Annotated in this window: 15 protein-coding genes and 1 tRNA gene; 13 read left to right on the plus strand and 3 right to left on the minus strand. The window is 57.9% G+C overall.

What is annotated here, in order from left to right; translation table 11 throughout:
- Nucleotides 1-4 precede the first annotated feature (4 nt).
- The 5 genes from rsmB (at nt 5) to SWE17_RS13940 (ending at nt 5,062) form a co-directional block, all read left to right on the plus strand.
- Complete coding sequence (gene rsmB / locus SWE17_RS13920; protein ID WP_322993677.1) at nt 5-1,360, plus strand: 16S rRNA (cytosine(967)-C(5))-methyltransferase RsmB; 1,356 nt, start codon at nt 5-7, stop codon at nt 1,358-1,360.
- Nucleotides 1,320-1,955 carry a DUF4390 domain-containing protein gene (locus tag SWE17_RS13925; RefSeq protein WP_322993678.1) on the plus strand — a complete coding sequence of 212 codons (636 nt, stop codon included), beginning with the start codon at nt 1,320-1,322 and terminating at the stop codon, nt 1,953-1,955. The genes rsmB and SWE17_RS13925 overlap by 41 nt, the downstream gene beginning before the upstream one ends.
- Nucleotide 1,956: 1 nt before the next feature.
- Nucleotides 1,957-4,254 carry a sensor histidine kinase gene (locus SWE17_RS13930; RefSeq protein WP_322993679.1) on the plus strand — a complete coding sequence of 766 codons (2,298 nt, stop codon included), beginning with the start codon at nt 1,957-1,959 and terminating at the stop codon, nt 4,252-4,254.
- A gap of 20 nt (nt 4,255-4,274) precedes the next feature.
- On the plus strand, nt 4,275-4,934 hold the full coding sequence (locus tag SWE17_RS13935; RefSeq protein WP_322993680.1) for a response regulator: 660 nt from the start codon (nt 4,275-4,277) through the stop codon (nt 4,932-4,934).
- Between the two features lie 52 nt (nt 4,935-4,986).
- A tRNA-Phe gene (locus tag SWE17_RS13940) sits at nt 4,987-5,062 on the plus strand.
- 111 nt (nt 5,063-5,173) lie between these two features.
- Here the strand turns inward: SWE17_RS13940 and SWE17_RS13945 are convergent.
- The 3 genes from SWE17_RS13945 to SWE17_RS13955 form a co-directional block, all read right to left on the minus strand.
- Entirely contained in the window at nt 5,174-5,467 is a 294-nt protein-coding gene (locus tag SWE17_RS13945; RefSeq protein ID WP_019425964.1) for an RNA recognition motif domain-containing protein, read from the minus strand.
- 357 nt (nt 5,468-5,824) lie between these two features.
- Complete coding sequence (locus tag SWE17_RS13950; RefSeq protein ID WP_322993681.1) at nt 5,825-6,748, minus strand: MBL fold metallo-hydrolase; 924 nt, start codon at nt 6,746-6,748, stop codon at nt 5,825-5,827.
- 19 nt (nt 6,749-6,767) lie between these two features.
- Nucleotides 6,768-8,453 carry an AMP-binding protein gene (locus SWE17_RS13955; RefSeq protein WP_322993682.1) on the minus strand — a complete coding sequence of 562 codons (1,686 nt, stop codon included), beginning with the start codon at nt 8,451-8,453 and terminating at the stop codon, nt 6,768-6,770.
- Between the two features lie 225 nt (nt 8,454-8,678).
- On the opposite strand from SWE17_RS13955, the gene SWE17_RS13960 reads away from it, so the two are divergent.
- From SWE17_RS13960 to SWE17_RS13995, 8 genes are all read left to right on the plus strand, one after another.
- The gene (locus tag SWE17_RS13960) at nt 8,679-9,353 is read left to right on the plus strand and encodes a GNAT family N-acetyltransferase (protein ID WP_322993683.1); all 675 of its coding nucleotides are present in this window, start codon (nt 8,679-8,681) and stop codon (nt 9,351-9,353) included.
- Nucleotides 9,354-9,469: 116 nt separating this feature from the next.
- Nucleotides 9,470-10,354 (plus strand): HlyC/CorC family transporter, encoded by an 885-nt coding sequence (locus SWE17_RS13965; protein WP_322993684.1) that lies wholly within the window; start codon nt 9,470-9,472, stop codon nt 10,352-10,354.
- Nucleotides 10,351-11,913 carry an apolipoprotein N-acyltransferase gene (gene lnt, locus SWE17_RS13970; protein ID WP_322993685.1) on the plus strand — a complete coding sequence of 521 codons (1,563 nt, stop codon included), beginning with the start codon at nt 10,351-10,353 and terminating at the stop codon, nt 11,911-11,913. Before SWE17_RS13965 ends, lnt begins: the two co-directional genes overlap by 4 nt.
- A 70-nt stretch (nt 11,914-11,983) precedes the next feature.
- Nucleotides 11,984-12,889 carry a glycine--tRNA ligase subunit alpha gene (gene glyQ / locus SWE17_RS13975; protein ID WP_322993686.1) on the plus strand — a complete coding sequence of 302 codons (906 nt, stop codon included), beginning with the start codon at nt 11,984-11,986 and terminating at the stop codon, nt 12,887-12,889.
- 11 nt (nt 12,890-12,900) lie between these two features.
- Nucleotides 12,901-15,033, plus strand: coding sequence for a glycine--tRNA ligase subunit beta (glyS, locus tag SWE17_RS13980; RefSeq protein WP_322993687.1), 2,133 nt, complete (start codon nt 12,901-12,903; stop codon nt 15,031-15,033).
- Nucleotides 15,034-15,070: 37 nt separating this feature from the next.
- Nucleotides 15,071-15,667: a D-glycero-beta-D-manno-heptose 1,7-bisphosphate 7-phosphatase gene (gene gmhB / locus SWE17_RS13985; protein ID WP_322993688.1), complete on the plus strand. Its 597-nt coding sequence runs from the start codon at nt 15,071-15,073 to the stop codon at nt 15,665-15,667.
- Between the two features lie 12 nt (nt 15,668-15,679).
- Nucleotides 15,680-16,453: a lysophospholipid acyltransferase family protein gene (locus SWE17_RS13990; RefSeq protein WP_322993689.1), complete on the plus strand. Its 774-nt coding sequence runs from the start codon at nt 15,680-15,682 to the stop codon at nt 16,451-16,453.
- Between the two features lie 18 nt (nt 16,454-16,471).
- The gene (locus SWE17_RS13995; protein WP_322993690.1) at nt 16,472-17,383 is read left to right on the plus strand and encodes a SprT family zinc-dependent metalloprotease; all 912 of its coding nucleotides are present in this window, start codon (nt 16,472-16,474) and stop codon (nt 17,381-17,383) included.
- Nucleotide 17,384: the final 1 nt, after the last annotated feature.

Below are 17,384 nucleotides of genomic sequence, written 5' to 3' on the forward strand. Positions count from 1 at the left end.
AACGATGAAACAAAACGACACCATTCACGCACAAACCATGCAGGGCCAATCGGCCCCACTGTGGCGTTTGCTTCAATCGACGGCCGCTGCCGTGCAGGCTACCCGGCAAGGGCGCTCGCTCACGGCGCAACTGGAGAGCGTTCCCGCGGAACTGAGACCCGGCGTACAAGCCCTGAGTTTTCAGGTGCTCAGACATTTGGGGCGCGCTACGGCTTTGAGGCAATGCTTGGCCAGCAAAACACCGCCGCCCGCCGTCGATGCCTTGCTCTGCAGTGCCTTGGCTTTGTGTTGGAGTGATGCCGAAGCGGTTTACCCCATCCACACTTTGGTCAACCAAGCGGTAGAGGCGGTACGCCAACAGCGGAGCACGCAAGCGCAAAGCGGGTTCGTTAACGCCTGTTTGCGTCGTTTCATGCGTGAGCGCGAAGCGTTGGTAAAACAGACAGATGCAGATGTTCAAGCCCAATGGAACCATCCAGCATGGTGGGTGGAGCGCCTACAGGCAGACCACCCCTTGCATTGGCAGACGCTGCTGGCCCTGGCCCAAACCCCTGCACCGATGACGCTTCGGGTGAACACCCGGCACCAAAGTGTGGCTGAATACAAAAAGAAGCTTGATGATCTGGGTGTGTCCTCTCAAGCCGTGGGCGAACAAGGTTTGCAACTTGGGAAAGCCTTGCCAGTTCACCAGTTGCCGGGATTTTCTGAAGGCCATGTGTCGGTCCAAGACGCCGCTGCACAATTGGCCGCACCTTTGTTGATGCAGGGCCTGGACAACAAAGCCAAATGGCGGATTTTGGATGCCTGTGCCGCACCCGGAGGCAAAACAGGCCATTTGTTGGAGCTTTGCCCCAAGGCCGAAGTCGTGGCCCTGGATGTCGATGCTTCGCGTTGCGAACGCATTCACCAAAACCTGAGGCGATTGGGTGTCCAAGGTCAAGTGATGGCCGCAGATGCGGGGCAGCCTGCGCAATGGTGGAATGGGCAGCTCTTTGATGCCATCTTGCTGGACGCGCCGTGCACGGCATCCGGCATTGTGCGCAGACACCCAGATGTGCGCTGGTTACGCAGGCCCACCGACAGCGGCCAGTTGGCCAAAACCCAAGCCATGCTGCTCAAGGCACTGTGGCCATTGCTCAAGCCTGGTGGTCGCATGCTGTATTGCACTTGCTCTGTTTTCAAAGCCGAGGGCGATGAAACGGTGCAAGCGTTTCTTCAACGCAACACAGAAGCCCAATTACGGCCTTCTCCCGGGCATTTGATACCCGGTCAGCCCCCTGCAGGCTTGCCAGTCGATCACAATCCGTTGGGTGAACACGATGGGTTTTATTACGCACTGCTGGAAAAGCGCCAAGGTTGAACCTCGGCGGTGGGGAGGCTGGGTCCTGGGGGCCTGGCTTTTGCTTGCGTCTGCGGCTTGGGCGCAGAACTCTGTGGCTGAGCTCACAGAGCTTCGTCCCGAGAGGAGGGACGCGGCACTCTATTTGACAGCCCAGCTCAAGCTGGAGCTGGCGCCCGCAGTTGAGGACGCCTTGATCAAAGGCCTGGCTGTCCATTTTGTGGCCGAGGCCGAGGTCATGCGTGACCGCTGGTACTGGTCTGACCGCAAAGTGGGCACGGCCAGCCGTTACTACCGATTGGCCTTCCAGCCGCTGACGCGCCGTTGGCGTTTGAATGTTTCCAATGAGCCGATTTCCAGTGCGGGCCTGGCAGGCAGCATTTCGCAAAGTTTCGAAAATCTACCCGACGCTTTGGCGGTGATCCGACGTCAATCGGGTTGGAGAATCGCCGAAATGACCGATGTGACACCGGATACACGCCAATACATCAACTACAGGTTTTGGCTGGACATGTCTCAATTGCCACGCCCGTTTCAGATTGCTGCAGGCAATCAGACCGAATGGTCTTTGAATGTGGCCAGACAAATCCGCTTGACGGCTGACATGGTGCGCTGAAATGCGGGGCTTCACCAAGCGTTCGGAAAAACAGGCACAGGCGGCCTCTCGGACCAGCCGTTGGCTGTTGGGTTTGGGTTCATTGGCCGTGGTGGTGATTGGCTTGGGTTTGTTGGTCTTGATGACCCAAGCCACGGGCAATCGCGAAAGCTACAACCAAAATTACGAATGGTTGGCTTTGGTCAACGCCGTTGTGGCCAGCGGTTTGCTGGTCACCATCCTGTGGGGAGCGATTCGACTTTTGCTGCGTCTCAAACGCGGTCAATTCGGTGCGCGCTTGCTGGTCAAACTGGCCGGTATTTTTGCTTTGGTGGGCGTGATACCTGGCTTGCTGATTTATGTGGTGTCTTACCAATTTGTATCACGCTCCATCGAAAGTTGGTTCGATGTCAAGGTGGAGGCCGCTTTGGTGGCTGGCCTCAACTTAGGTCGTGCGACCTTGGACACGCTGAGCTCCGACTTGTCCAAGCAAGCGCGTGTGGCCGCCACTCAGTTGAGTGACGTGGCCGATGTGAGTGCCGGCATTGCCCTTGAAAAAATGAGAGAGCAACTCGGTGTCACGGATGCCGTGTTGTGGACCGCCAGTGGCCGCATGGTGGCCAGCGCTGGGCAGTCCAGATTTCAAATCCGCCCCGAGCGCCCACCCACTCAGCAAATCAGAGACGCGAGACAAAAAGGACGCGTGGAGTGGGTCGAGGGGTTTGACGACAGCGCACCAGGTGCAGACAAAGGACGCATCAAGGTATTGGTTTTACTCCCCCAAGCAGGACTCTCTTTTGAAGAAGACCGACGCTTCTTGCAGTTGACGCAAGAACTCCCACCCACCTTGGTCAACAACGCCTTGGAGGTTCAGTCTGCCTATCGTGAGTACCAAGAGAGGGCATTGGCCCGTGATGGCTTGCGACGCATGTACATCGGCACTTTGACGCTCAGTCTTTTCCTGGCCGTTTTGGGTGCCATTTTGTTGGCCGTGTTGCTGGGCAACCAACTGGCGCGTCCTTTGTTGTTGTTGGCTCTGGGCATGCGGCAGGTGGCCTCTGGTGACTTGACGCCCAAGCTCGCCTTGCAAGGCAAAGATGAACTGGGTGGGTTGACCCGATCATTCGCTGACATGACGCAGCAATTGCTCGATGCCCGCACCCATGTGCAGCGCAGTTTGCTCCAACTGGACACTGCGCGTGGCAACTTGCAGACCATCTTGGACAACTTGACGGCTGGCGTCATGGTGCTCGATGCACAGGGCGTGATCCAATCGGCCAACCCTGGGGCGACACGCATTTTGCGTGTGCCTGTGGCCGCGCACCAAGGGCTACCTCTTATCAGCTTGCCGAGCTTGACGTCTTTTGCAAATGGTGTGGCCGAGCAGTTCGCCGTGCTTCGACTGGACAAGGACGCCCATGAACTCGACCATTGGCAAAAGTCGTTTGAAATCCATGCCACAGGACAAGGCTTAACAGAGACGGGAGTCACTTTGTTGGCCCGGGGTGCATTGCTGCCAGACGGCATGCGCCTTTTGGTGTTTGACGACATTTCTGAAATTGTTTCAGCTGAACGTGCCCAAGCTTGGGGTGAAGTGGCCAGGCGATTGGCCCATGAAATCAAAAACCCGTTGACCCCCATTCAGTTGTCGGCAGAGCGCCTGCAACGAAAACTCATCGGCAAACTTGATGCGCAAGACGATGCGGTGCTCCACAAATCGGTCAAAACCATCGTGGACCAAGTGGATGCCATGAAGCGCTTGGTCAATGAGTTTCGTGACTATGCCCGCCTGCCTTCCGCAGAGTTGCAGCCCGTACAGCTCAATGACTTGATTGCCGATTTGATGGTCTTGTATGCCAATGAGCCGACCGATCAAGAGCACCGTGCAGTGGTTGTCACTGAATTGGATCCTGCTTGCCCACCCATCATGGGGGATGCACAGCAACTCAGGCAAGTTATTCACAACCTCTTGCAAAATGCCCAAGACGCCTGCGAGATCAAGGGACTGGTGCCACAAAACGCACGCGTGGGATTGCGAACAGAGTGGAATGAAGCCCGTCGACGAGTCCGTTTGACCGTGACCGATACCGGCCCTGGTTTTGAACCCAATATCCTCAAGCGAGCCTTCGAGCCCTATGTCACCACCAAGGCCAAAGGCACGGGTTTGGGCTTGGCGGTGGTCAAGAAAATTGCCGATGAACATGCGGCCAAAATCGAACTGGGCAACGCCTTGCAAGATGGCGAAATCCAAGGAGCGCAAGTCTCGTTATCATTCGCCTTGGATTCCACGATGGGCCGCGCAAATCAGCCTATTCATTGAACAGAGACAAGACAGACACTATGGCAAATATTTTGGTGGTTGATGACGAGCTGGGCATTCGTGACCTGCTCTCGGAAATCCTGTTTGACGAAGGCCATCAAGTGGAGTTGGCTGAGAATGCTGCGATGGCGCGTGAGGCTCGTCAGCGCATGCGTCCCGACCTCGTGCTGTTGGACATCTGGATGCCCGACACCGACGGTGTGAGCCTCTTGAAAGAGTGGGCTACCACAGGCTTGCTCAACATGCCCGTCATCATGATGAGTGGGCACGCCACCATCGACACCGCGGTTGATGCTGTCAAGATTGGTGCGCAAGCCTTCCTCGAAAAACCCATCACCTTGCAAAAATTGCTGACGGCTGTTGAGCAAGGCTTGGCGCGTGATCAGGTCAAGCAGGCCATCCACGCAGCCTCTGTTTCTCAAGCCGTAGCGGTGGCCTCAAACGCTGTCAGTGGAGAGGCCATAGGCACTGCACTTGAGGTCGCGCAAACCTTTGACCTTGACCGCCCCTTGCGCGAAGCGCGTGATGCATTTGAGAAGGCTTACTTCGAATTCCACTTGGCACATGAATCGGGGTCCATGACCAAAGTAGCGGAAAAGACTGGCCTTGAACGGACCCATCTTTACCGAAAGCTCAAACAATTGGGCGTCGATTTGTCCCGCAGCAAGCGCTTGGGTTGAATTGTGTTGGGGCTTCAAAAAGCGTGGGCAACTCTGCTATAATTTTCATCTTGGCCCGGTAGCTCAGTTGGTAGAGCAGCGGATTGAAAATCCGCGTGTCGATGGTTCGATTCCGTCCCAGGCCACCAAACAAAGCCGTCAGTGTGAAAGCACTGACGGCTTTTCTGTTTGTTCTGTTGAAACAAACACAGCCGCAAAAAAGCCGCTCAAGAGCGGCTTTTTCATGGCAACTGAAAAGATCAGTTGCGCGTGTCGCGGTAGCCGCTGCCGTAGCCGGTGCTGGGCTCTTTGGGCTTGGAGATGTTCACCACGATGGAGCGACCGCTGACGGACATGCCGTTCAGGCCGGTGATGGCGGCTTGTGCTTCTTCGGCGCTGGACATTTCGACAAAGGCGAAACCTTTGGAGCGGCCCGTGTCGCGGTCCATCATGACTTTGGCCGACAAAACGCCGCCAAATTCAGAAAAGTTTTGACGCAAGCTGGCGTCGTCGATGGTGTAAGGCAAGTTGCCCACGTAAATTTTGCTGCTCATGGTTGAGCCTTTCAGAGAGGTGGCGTGCAGGTTTTAAGGAAAACCCTGCATGCAGGAAAAGGTGGTTTCTAAAGAAGATTCCACCGGGAAAAGTGCTTAGCCTGACAGCTAGCGCACATTTGTCGGGGTGATTGAATGGGGTTATTTGAGAGCGCCTTATTCAGTAGGCGCTCAGAGCTGGGGAAAACGCATGTCCTGCAGCTCAACAGGCAATGAGATGGAAGGCTCATCGATTCGGTCAAGAGGGGTAGGTAACCCCTTGTTTCATGCCAAATTCAGCCAACACAATTGTACAAGTCTATTCCTGGCGGGAATATAAGTCAATGTTTTTATTTCTCGGGGTTTTAAAGTCCACATTCAGAGGTCATGCATCACACCATCTTGCACCTCCAGTGCGCCGCTGCGGGCCAGTTCAGCGAGCATCATGTCAAGCCAAGTGGACAGTTCATGGTCCTGACCAAAGCGCTGGTGCAGGTCATTCAAATAGGGCACTTGCAATGCCCAGGCGCAAAACTCGGTTTTCGAGATGCGCCCCCATTCCAAGAGCTTGAACTTGAGCAAGACTTTGGTGCCGTAACGTGCGTGTCGCTCGGGGTTTTGGGCAAAGGCATCGAGTTTGCTGCGGGCCAAGGCCAAAGCAGGGGCGAGATCCGTGAAGACAGCGCCATGTCCCGGAATGACGATGTCTGGATCGAGTCGTTCAATCAAATCCAGGGTTTGGCCCACCTCGTCAAAAGCATCGATGCCGACCAATTCAGGGAACACCACGCCAAAGCCGTTTTGCCACAGTGCATCGGCGGACATCAGCAGGCGGTGTTCAGGGGCAAACAAAATCACCGAATGCGGATCGTGGCCCGGCGCGGCGTGCACTTCCCAGTCCATGTTTCCCCAGCGGTGACTCTCGCCCGGTTGCAGCAAGCCCGTGAAGGTGAATGCTGGGCAACTTTGACCTGTGGGCTTGTAGCTGAGCGCGTCATCACGCCATGCTTGGATGTCTGGTGCCAAGCCCGGAGGAATCCAGGTTTGCAGGGTTGGATACCGCGCTTGCAGCGCTTGGTTGCCGCCGCAATGGTCGCTGTGCAGGTGCGTGTTGGCCAATTGGTCCAGTGCGCGACCCTGCAAAGCATGCTCGACCAAAGCCAGTGTTTGGGCTTGGTGGCTGACATAGCCGCTGTCCACCAAGGTGGCGCAGTTCTCATCGAGCATCAGCACGTTGTTGGCAGACAGCCAGCCGCGCTCAAAAACAGTCACGCCCGCAGGCAAGGTGATGGGGGCGCTCATGTGTTCCGGGCTTTGGGCCTTATTTCTGGCTGCGCAGTTCTCGGCGCAAGATTTTGCCGACGTTGGATTTGGGCAACTCGTCGCGGAACTCGATGTATTTGGGCCGCTTGTACCCCGTGAGGTTCTCATGGCAGAAGCGGGACACGGCCTCTTCGGTCAGCATCGGATCGTTGCGCACCACAAACACCTTGATGGTTTCGCCTTGCATGCTGTCGGCAATGCCAATCACAGCGCACTCCACCACGCCGGGGCAAGTAGAGATGACGTTCTCCAACTCGCTCGGGAATACATTGAAACCACTCACGATGATCATGTCTTTCTTGCGGTCCACGATCCGGGTGAAGCCCTCCGAGTCCATGATGCCCACATCGCCTGTTCTCATGAACCCGTCGGCGGTGAACGTTTTGGCATTTTCTTCGGGCTGGTTGTAGTAGCCCCACATCACGTTGGGACCCCGAATGCAAATCTCACCCGAGCTGCCCACGGGCAAGCTTTGCCCATCGTCGTCCTTGATCGCGATGTCGATGCTGGGCAGAGGCAAGCCAATGTTGCCGCTGAAGTGTTTTTGGGTGACCGGGTTGTTGGTGCCAATGGCGCAGGTCTCGCTCATGCCCCAACCTTCGATCATGGCGCTGCCCGTGGCCGCCTGCCAATTTTTGGCGGTGCCTTCAGAGGCTGCCATGCCACCGGCTTGGGTGAGCATGAGGGTAGAGAAGTCAATCGTCTTGAACATCGGGTGCTGCATCAAGGCGTTGAACAAAGTGTTGACACCGGGCAGCATGTGAAAGGGGCGCTGCTTGAGCACTTCGATGAACTTGCCAAAGTCGCGCGGGTTCGGTACCAAGGTCAAGTGCGAGCCCTGGCGAATGGCCAGCAAACACAGCGTCAGAGCGAAGATGTGGTACAGCGGCAAGGCTGCGATGCTGTTGATCTTGCGCAGATCGCCCACGCTGGACAAGGCCGGGGTGAACCACCCTTCCGCTTGCAGCATGGCCGCCACAATGTTGCGGTGCGTCAAAACGGCGCCTTTGGACAAACCGGTGGTGCCGCCTGTGTACTGTAAAAAAGCGGTGTCATCCAGGGTTTGGACCGAGGGTTTCAGGTTCAGTTGTCGACCTTGGGCGATGACTTTCTTGAACGGAATGACTTGGCGTCCGCCTGTCAGCGGCAATTCGAATTCGGGCACCATTTTGGCGAGGTGGCGCACAGCGAATGTCATCCAGCGGCCGTACCAAGCGCCCAGCAAGTCGCCAATGGAGGCCAGCACCACATGCTGAACCGCCGTGTCCTCGATCACCTCTTGCAAGGTGGCGGCGAAGTTTTCCAAAATGACAATGGCACAGGCCCCGGAGTCCTTCAGCTGGTGCTTCAACTCCCGCGCAGTGTAGAGCGGGTTCACGTTCACGCAGGTGTAGCCGGCTCGCAAGATGGCCGCCATGGTCACGGCAAATTGCGGCAGGTTGGGCAACATGATGGCCACCCGGCTGCCGGGTTCCAATCCTTGGTTTTGAAGCCAAGCGCCTAAGGCTTTCGAGAGTTCATCCAGCTCTTTGTAGCTCATCCACCGGTCCATGCAGACCGAGAACGGGGTGTCCCCATGTGCACGAAAAGCCGACTCCATCATGTCGGTCAGACTGCTGTATTGGTTCGGGTCAATCTCGTGCGGGACGCCGGGGGGGTAATTCTTGAGCCAAATACGTTCCATCGTCGAATCTCCTTGATCCGACGATTGTGGCCACTTGTACGGCAAGGTGTGATCGGGCAAGTCCTGAGTGATGACCAAAAAGGTCTCAAAGGCGACAAATAACCGGTACTGACAAAGCCAGGCCATTGCGTGCAAAATAAGGGCAAACCCTTAACCGTAATGAACTCAAAACCATCTGCTCCCCCAGGATTTTGGCGCCAACTTCGGCAGCGCTGGGGTGACGTCGTGAGCGCTTGGCAGTCCGCCACTTCAGGCGCCGCGAGGGGGGCAAGCGGTTGGATTCCGATCCGCTCCCTGTCGCCTCGCCACAAACCGCGCATCCTGTCCCATTTGCTGTCTCTCAAGCCCGAGGACCGTTACTTGCGTTTTGGTTATCCCGCCACCGATGAGCAGATCGAGCGTTATGTAACGGGTTTGAAATTTGACAGGGATGAGATTTTTGGCGTTTTCAACCGCCGACTCGCTTTGGTGGCCATGGCCCATTTGGCGTATTCCGTCGATCCGCAGTGGGCCACTTGCGCCGAATTCGGTGTTTCTGTCTCCTCTCATCAAAGGAGCCGAGGATTGGGCGTTCGATTGTTCAACCATGCGGTGATGCACGCGCGAAACCAAGGGGTGAGCCTGTTGTTCATTCACGCCCTCAGTGAAAACGTGGCCATGCTCAAAATTGCCCGCCGTGCGGGTGCCAACGTGCAGCGGGATGGCAGCGAGAGCGAGGCCTATCTGTCTTTGCCCGAAGCCACTTTGGACAGCCAATTGAGCGGATTGATGCAGGAGCAGATGGCCGAACTGGATTACCAGCTGAAAAGCCAGGCTCAGCAGTTCCGGGCGTGGTTGGCCACAGTGCAAGAAATCCGCCAAGGCGTGCGCGATGCGCGCCATGGTTTGCACAAACCCTGAAACTCAAAGGGTTGGATGCTGTTTGACCCCTGCGGTTGGGCGCCCTGTCATGTTTTGTCATTTGAATCCGCTATCCTAGAGGCTTCGCTATAACCGCATGTCCTGCAACTCTGACTGTGTCCGACCCCCACCCTGCGCGCTTTGTTGAGCGCGAAGACAAAAGAAGTTTTCTGCAAAAACTGGCCGAGTTCATCCACCCCGGCCCCGACTCCACCGATGAGTTGATCGAAACCTTGGCTGAAGCCGAGGACAACCAGATCATCAACGCTGAGAGTCGCCTGATGTTGGAGGGTGTGATCCGAATGGCCGACATGACCGCAGGCGATGTGATGGTGGCAGCCCCCCGGATGGATTTGTTGAACATCGAAGACCCGTTGGATCAGTTTCTGCACCAGGTCATTGAAACGGCGCATTCGCGCTTTCCGGTTTTTGAGGGCGACAGAGAAAACATCATTGGCATATTGCTGGCCAAGGACCTGCTGAAATTGCAGCGAGCCCCAGAATTGAACATCCGTGCCTTGCTGCGCCCGGCGGTGTTTGTGCCAGAAAGCAAGGGCCTCAACGACCTCTTGCGCCAATTTCGCGACAACCGCAACCATTTGGCCATCGTCATCGACGAGTTTGGCCGTACGGCAGGTTTGATCACGATCGAGGATGTGCTGGAACAAATCGTGGGCGAGATCGAAGATGAATTCGACATTGCCGACGACGAGGGCGATATTTTTGGCCTGCCCGATCGCAGCTTCCGAGTCAGTGGTGATACGTCGCTGGAGCGGGTGAGCGAGGCTTTCGGTGTGAACCTGCAAGACGCCCGCGAGGACAGCGAAGGCCCCGATTTCGACACGATTGGCGGTTTGATCGCCCACGAAATGGGGCATGTCCCTCGGCGAGGTGAAAAATACGTTTTGGCAGGACTGCAGTTTGTGGTTCTGCACACCCGAGCTGGCGCGGTGCGCTGGTTCAAGGTGTCACCTGTCACCCCCCAAGAGCCTCAAGCATGAGCATCGGCCGCGATTTACCACGCGGCCTGCAACTTTTGTGGCCTGCTCTGGCGGGCATCATTCAGGCGGCATCGATGGCCATGCCGGGCAGTGGCCAGGCACACGGTTGGTTGCAGATCTTGAGCATGACCTTGCTGGCCTCGGGTTTGGCCAAAATCGCTCGACCTGGCTTTCGAACACGTTCTGCGCATCGGCAAGCCGCGTGGTTTGGCGGCGTGTTTGCCGCTGCATGGCTGGCGGGAAGTTTTTGGTGGCTGTACGTGTCCATGCACGATGTCGGCGGATTGCCCGCTCCCTTGGCGGCGTTGGCCGTGATGGCTTTGGCCTCTGCTTTGGCTTTGTATTACGCCGCTGCCTGCGCTGTCTGGGTGAATTTGGCGCAAGGGCTTGTGGGTTCGCGCCCAGGTACTGCCAGTGCGCTGTTTGCTGCCTTGTGGACTTTGGCGGAGCTGATGCGGGGGCGTTGGCTGACCGGTTTCCCTTGGGCGGCAGGTGGTTATGCGCATGTCGATGGCATCTTGTCCGTTTGGGCGACTTGGGTTGGGGTGTATGGCATGGGCGCATTGGCCGCATGGTTGGCCATGCGGCTGGCCTTGTCTGGCTGGCGCTTGCGCACTTTGAAGCCGCTGATCGGTCTGGGTGTTTTGTCTTGGGGGCTGCAGGCTTGGGGGCCTGTTTTCACCACCTCGGCGGGCGAAAGTCGGGTCGAGTTGCTGCAAGCCAACATCTCTCAAACGGCCAAATTTGACGGCGCCAGTGGCATTCGGGATGCGCTGCAGTGGTACGACGCGCAGCTTCGCGCCAGCCAGCAGCCGCTGGTGGTTGCCCCCGAAACGGCAATTCCCTTGCTGCCGCAACATTTGCCTGAAGCCTATTGGTCAGGACTGCAGCAGCATTTCGCCCGCTCAGACCGGGCCATGGCACTGGTCGGGGCCCCCTTGGGCAGCTTGGCAGAGGGATACACCAACTCGGTTTTAGCCTTGGGGTCTGGCGACAGGGCTTCTTATCGCTACGACAAGTCACATTTGGTGCCTTTTGGTGAGTTCATCCCGCCCAGTTTTGGCTGGTTCATCCGCATGATGAACATCCCACTGGGGGACTTCAAATCGGGTGACTGGGACCAACCTTCTGTGGTTTGGCAAGGCCAGCGCCTCGCCCCGAACGTCTGTTACGAAGACTTATTTGGCGAAGAGCTGGCTCGTCGTTTCAAAGATCCCGCCACTGCGCCCACGGCCTTGGTGAATGTGAGCAACATCGCCTGGTTCGGCAACACGCTGGCCGTCGACCAGCACCTGAACATCTCGCGCATGCGGGCCATGGAGCTGGGGCGCCCCATGTTGCGGGCCACCAATACGGGGGCCACGGCCATCATCGACCATGCCGGAAAAGTGACCGCGCAGCTGCCACGCTTTACCCGAGGCAGCTTGGTGGGGTCGTACGAGGGGCGCAATGGCCTCACGCCCTTCGCCGTGTGGGCGTCGGCATGGGGGCTTGGGCCCTTGTGGGCCTTGTGTAGTGCTGTGGTGGCATTGGCGCTTTGGCGGCGGCAAAGGCCGTAAAATCAAAGGTTCGCGCAATGCTTGCGCGCCCTCTAACTTTGGCCAGCTCGCTGCTGGCTTCGCTCAGGCCATGTTGACCTTCCAGCAAATCATTTTGAAATTGCAGCAGTACTGGGATGCCCAGGGCTGTGCCTTGCTCCAGCCCTACGACATGGAAGTCGGTGCGGGCACCAGCCACACCGCCACGTTTTTGCGCGCCATCGGCCCCGAGCCATGGAAAGCCGCCTACGTGCAGCCCAGCCGCCGCCCCAAGGATGGCCGCTATGGCGAAAACCCGAACCGCCTGCAGCACTACTACCAGTTTCAGGTCGTTTTGAAGCCCGCACCCAGCAACATCCTGGAGCTGTACCTCGGCTCGCTCGAAGCGCTGGGCTTTGATCTGAAGAAAAACGACATCCGCTTCGTCGAAGACGATTGGGAAAACCCCACGCTCGGTGCTTGGGGACTGGGCTGGGAAGTCTGGCTCAACGGCATGGAAGTCACGCAGTTCACCTACTTCCAACAAGTGGGCGGCATCGACTGTAAACCGATCACGGGCGAGATCACCTACGGCCTGGAGCGCTTGGCCATGTACCTGCAAGGTGTGGACAACGTCTACAACCTGCAATGGACCGACGGTTTGACCTACGGCGATGTGTACAAGCAAAACGAAGTCGAGCAGTCGACTTACAACTTCGAGCACAGCGACGCCGAGTTCTTGTTCACCGCCTTTGGCGCGCACGAAAAGCAAGCTCAGCACCTCATGGGCGCGCAGCTGGCGCTGCCCGCGTACGAGCAAGTGCTCAAGGCCGCGCACATTTTCAACTTGCTGGACGCGCGCGGCGCGATCAGTGTGACCGAACGCGCCGCCTACATTGGCCGCATCCGCAACCTGGCCCGCAGCGTTGCCCAGAGTTATTACGAAAGCCGCGAACGTCTGGACTTCCCGATGGCCCCGCGTGAATGGGTTGCTCAAATGCCCAAGAAAGCCGCGTGAGGGAGAACGACATGACGACACAAAACCTGCTGGTAGAACTGTTTGTGGAAGAGCTCCCGCCCAAGGCGCTCAATAAGTTGGGTGCTGCTTTTTCGGGCGTGCTGGCCGAACAACTCAAGGCGCAAGGCCTGGCTCCGGCCGACGCGGTGGTGACGGCGTTCGCCTCGCCTCGCCGTCTGGCTGCCCATGTGAACGGCGTGCTGGCGCAGGCCGCCGACAAGGCTGTACAGCAAAAGCTGATGCCTGTGGCTGTGGGCTTGGACGCAGCGGGCAATGCGACACCCGCACTGCTCAAAAAACTGCAAGCCTTGGGCGCAGACGTGAGCGACCCGGCTGCGGCCGTGGCCGCGCTCAAGCGCCAGCCCGACGGCAAGGCAGAAGCGCTGTTCTACGACAGCTTGGTCAAAGGGGCCTCATTGCAAGCAGGTCTTCAAAAAGCGCTGGATGAAGCGCTGGCCAAGTTGCCAATTCCCAAAGTCATGCAGTACCAGCTGGAAACCGACTGCGAATTGCCCGGCTGGAGCAGTGTGAACTTTGTGCGCCCTGCGCACAGCCTGATCGCCCTGCACGGCAGCGCCGTGGTGCCCATCAAGGCGCTGGGGCTGACCGCGGGCAACAGCACCCAAGGCCACCGCTTTGAGGCCAAGGTCTCGCCCGTGGTTTTGTCGCACGCCGACCAATACGACGAAGTGCTCAAGCGCGACGGCTCGGTCATCGCCAGCTTTGCCGAACGCCGTGCAGAAATCGTGCGCCAGCTGAATGCCGCAGCTGCCAAGGCGGGCAGCGGTGCTCGCCCCATCGAAGACGACGCCTTGTTGGACGAAGTGACCGCGCTGGTCGAGCGTCCGAACGTGCTGACTTGCCAGTTCGAGACCGAGTTCTTGGGCGTGCCGCAAGAGTGCCTGATCCTCACGATGAAGGCCAACCAGAAATATTTCCCCTTGATCGATGCATCGGGCAAGCTGACCAACCGCTTCTTGGTGGTGAGCAACATCACCCCCGACGACGCGTCGTTTGTGATCGGCGGCAACGAGCGCGTGGTGCGCCCGCGCTTGGCCGATGCCAAATTCTTCTTCGACCAAGACCGCAAGAAGACACTCGAATCGCGTGTCGAAGGCCTGTCCAAAGTCGTTTACCACAACAAGCTCGGCACACAAGGTGAACGCATGGCGCGTGTCTGCGCCATCGCCAAAGCCATCGGCCAGCAAGTGGGTGGCGATCTTCTGGCCAAGCAAGCCGAGCAGGCCGCACGCCTGGCCAAGACCGATTTGCTGACCGACATGGTGGGCGAATTCCCTGAGCTGCAAGGCATCATGGGCGGTTATTACGCCCGCCACGATGGCCTGAGCAGTGATGTGGCCGAGGCCATCGAAGACCACTACAAACCGCGCTTTGCCGGTGACGATCTGCCACGCAACAACGTGGGCTTGGTGGTGGCGCTGGCCGACAAATTGGAAACCCTGGTCGGTATGTTCGGCATTGGCAATGTGCCGACAGGCGACAAAGACCCATTTGCGCTGCGCCGCCACGCCTTGGGTGTGATCCGTATGCTCATTGAACAAGATGTGGCCTTGGGATTGCCCCAGTTGTTGGCTTTGTCCTCCCCGGTCTTCGGCGACAAGATCACAGGTGGCCCTGAAGCTTTGATCGATTTCATTTACGACCGTTTGGCCGGCAACCTGCGCGAGCAAGCTTTCAGCGCGCAAGAAGTCGACGCCGTCATGGCCCTGCGCCCTGCACGTTTGAGTCAAGTTAGCCAGTTCCTACAAGCTGTGCGGGCCTTTGCTGCTTTGCCTGAAAGCCCAGCCTTGGCTGCCGCCAACAAGCGCATTGGCAATATTTTGAAGAAGGCGGGCGAGGTGGACGCGCATGTGAACGTCGCGCTGTTGCATGAAGAGGCCGAGAAAAACCTGTATGCCGTCATGCAAAAAATTGTCCCGGAGTCCGAGGCACAGTTCAATGCGGGCGATTACACCGCCAGCTTGCAAACCCTGGCGGCCTTGCGCGCACCCGTCGATGCTTTCTTTGATGACGTGATGGTCAATGCCGAAGAAATGGACCTGCGCCTGAACCGCCAAGGCTTGCTCAAGAGTCTGCATGTGGCCATGAACCGCGTGGCCGACTTGTCTCGTTTGGCGGCTTGACCCCTACAGCACCCAGTCTCACTGATCACTTCCTCTTATGAACGCCCACCTGAAACTCGTCATCCTGGACCGGGATGGCACGATCAATCGGGCCAGCGAGGAGTTCGTCAAGTCGCCAGAAGAGTGGCACCCTTTGCCGGGTGCGCTGGAAGCGATCAGTCGGCTTAACCATGCGGGCTTTCATGTGGTGTTGGCCACCAACCAGTCGGGTTTGGGCCGGGGGTTGTTTGACATGGCCGCCCTCAACGCCGTCCATGCACACATGCTCAAGGCCTTGGCCACTTTGGGAGGGCGTATCGATGCGATTTTTTATTGCCCCCACGCTGCTGAAGAGGGCTGCAGTTGCCGCAAACCTGCGCCGGGTTTGTTGCAGCAGATTGAAGAGCGCTATGGTCTGAGTCTGATCGGTGTGCCCTATGTTGGCGACAGCCTGCGCGACATGCTGGCCGCCCAGGCGGCCGGCTGTGCGCCCCATTTGGTGCTTTCCGGTCGACATGCGATGGTCGACCCTGTCAGTTTGCCGCCGGAGTTTCCGGTCAATACCCGCGTCCATGCGGATTTGATGGCTTTTGCAGATCACCTGCTGGCCGCTGCAGAGTCAACTGAAATCCCATCTCGATCACCCAACCCCTAGGCCAAAACCCGCATGAATTTTCTTCGCTCACTTGCCCATGTGCTCTGGATGGCCATCACGGTGGTGCCTTGGGCGCTGTTTGTGGTGGTGGTCTCTTACGTGGTCAGCAGCACACGCCTGTATTGGATGTGTGTGGGTTGGCTGCGTTTGGCGGTGAACAGTGGCACTTGGATTTTGGGCATCGAAAACCGCATTCAGGGCATGGAAAACTTGCCCCAAGGCAGCAAGGACCCAGCGGTTTTGCTGGTCAAGCACCAGTCAACCTGGGAAACCTTTGTCATGCCCGTGATCATGCCGCACCCGCTGGCCTACGTGTTCAAAAAAGAACTCCTCAGGGTGCCCTTTTTTGGGTGGGCCATGGGCCGCATGGACATGATCCACATTGATCGCAAGCAGCGCTCACGGGCTTTTGCCAAGGTCGTCCAACAAGGCCGCCGCCTCATGGAAGAAGGCGTTTGGGTGATCATGTTTCCCGAGGGCACGCGCATTCCGCGTGGTCAAAAAGGTGAATACAAAAGCGGTGGCGCCCGTTTGGCCATCGCTGCGGGTGTGCCTGTGATTCCAATAGCCGTAACCTCGGCGCGTTGCTGGCCGACCAAGGCCTTCGTCAAAACACCGGGGGTGGTGGACATTTCCATTGGCCGCGCCATCTCCAGTGAAGGCCGCAGCGCCGATGAACTCATGTTGGAAGTCGAGACCTGGATCGAATCGGAAATGCACCGACTCGATCCCGAGGCTTATCCTGAGGCTTATCCTGAGGCTTATCCCGACGTCGTCGGCCATTGAATTGGAGTGAGGCGAACCATGCGCGCGCCTTTGCAGTTTGTGTTGGATTTCTTCACGGGTGGTGACCCCGTCCTACCGAACCAGCCCAAGCCTTCCATCTTGCCGCCTGAACCGCCCACTTCACCGGGCAAACCCCCGTCCACAAGCGTTGACGAATTCTCGGGCAAGGACCTGCCCTTGGCGACAGGCTTCACCCATCCTGCCGCCAATCGCCATGCGCAACTGCAGGGCGTTGTGGTGTCTTTTCGTTTTGAACGCTCGCGCCGCAAAAGCATTGGTTTCATGGTGGGTGCTGATGGATTGGTGGTCCGCGCGCCCAATTGGGTCACCTTGCGAGAAGTGGACGCTGCTGTCCAGGAAAAAGGCGCTTGGATTGTGGCCAAGTTGCAGCAGTTCAAAGATCGGCAAACCGAGCAATTTCAAAAAGCCATTGAGTGGCGGCACGGGGCCGATGTGCCGTTTTTGGGGCGCACATTGCAACTGTGCGTGCTGGAGCGCGGCGTGGGGCGCGTGCTTGGGCAAGACCTGCCGGCCGATCAAATTTTGCCTGTGGCTGTGCCGCCAGGTGCCTCGGTGACTCAGGTGCGTGACGCTGCGCAGGTGTGGCTCAAAAAGCAGGCCAAAACCTTGTTTGAAGAGCGACTGCACCACTTTGCGCCACTGCTCGGGGTGCGTTGGTTGAAACTCAGCCTGTCAAGCGCCAGCACCCGTTGGGGCAGTGCGCGTCATGATGGGCACATCCGATTGAACTGGCGCCTCATTCACCTGCCCATCAGCCAAATTGACTATGTGGTGGTGCACGAGTTGGCACACTTGCGAGAAATGAACCACAGCCCCCGCTTTTGGGAAACGGTCGGCGAGGTCATGCCTGACTATGCGCAGCGTCGGCAAGCGCTGCGCCAGGCCCCGGTAGATTTGAAAGAAGACTGAG

The organism is Limnohabitans sp., assembly GCF_034680285.1.
In the GTDB taxonomy this organism is placed as follows: domain Bacteria; phylum Pseudomonadota; class Gammaproteobacteria; order Burkholderiales; family Burkholderiaceae_C; genus Limnohabitans_A.

Bases quoted from the DNA above. Each gene is read 5' to 3' on its own strand.
- rsmB (WP_322993677.1), top strand. From the start codon at position 5: ATGAAACAAAACGACACCATTCACGCACAAACCATGCAGGGCCAATCG.
- SWE17_RS13925 (WP_322993678.1), top strand. From the start codon at position 1,320: ATGGGTTTTATTACGCACTGCTGGAAAAGCGCCAAGGTTGAACCTCGG.
- SWE17_RS13930 (WP_322993679.1), top strand. From the start codon at position 1,957: ATGCGGGGCTTCACCAAGCGTTCGGAAAAACAGGCACAGGCGGCCTCT.
- SWE17_RS13935 (WP_322993680.1), top strand. From the start codon at position 4,275: ATGGCAAATATTTTGGTGGTTGATGACGAGCTGGGCATTCGTGACCTG.
- SWE17_RS13945 (WP_019425964.1), bottom strand. From the start codon at position 5,467: ATGAGCAGCAAAATTTACGTGGGCAACTTGCCTTACACCATCGACGAC.
- SWE17_RS13950 (WP_322993681.1), bottom strand. From the start codon at position 6,748: ATGAGCGCCCCCATCACCTTGCCTGCGGGCGTGACTGTTTTTGAGCGC.
- SWE17_RS13955 (WP_322993682.1), bottom strand. From the start codon at position 8,453: ATGGAACGTATTTGGCTCAAGAATTACCCCCCCGGCGTCCCGCACGAG.
- lnt (WP_322993685.1), top strand. From the start codon at position 10,351: ATGAGCATCGGCCGCGATTTACCACGCGGCCTGCAACTTTTGTGGCCT.
- glyQ (WP_322993686.1), top strand. From the start codon at position 11,984: ATGTTGACCTTCCAGCAAATCATTTTGAAATTGCAGCAGTACTGGGAT.
- glyS (WP_322993687.1), top strand. From the start codon at position 12,901: ATGACGACACAAAACCTGCTGGTAGAACTGTTTGTGGAAGAGCTCCCG.
- gmhB (WP_322993688.1), top strand. From the start codon at position 15,071: ATGAACGCCCACCTGAAACTCGTCATCCTGGACCGGGATGGCACGATC.
- SWE17_RS13990 (WP_322993689.1), top strand. From the start codon at position 15,680: ATGAATTTTCTTCGCTCACTTGCCCATGTGCTCTGGATGGCCATCACG.
- SWE17_RS13995 (WP_322993690.1), top strand. From the start codon at position 16,472: ATGCGCGCGCCTTTGCAGTTTGTGTTGGATTTCTTCACGGGTGGTGAC.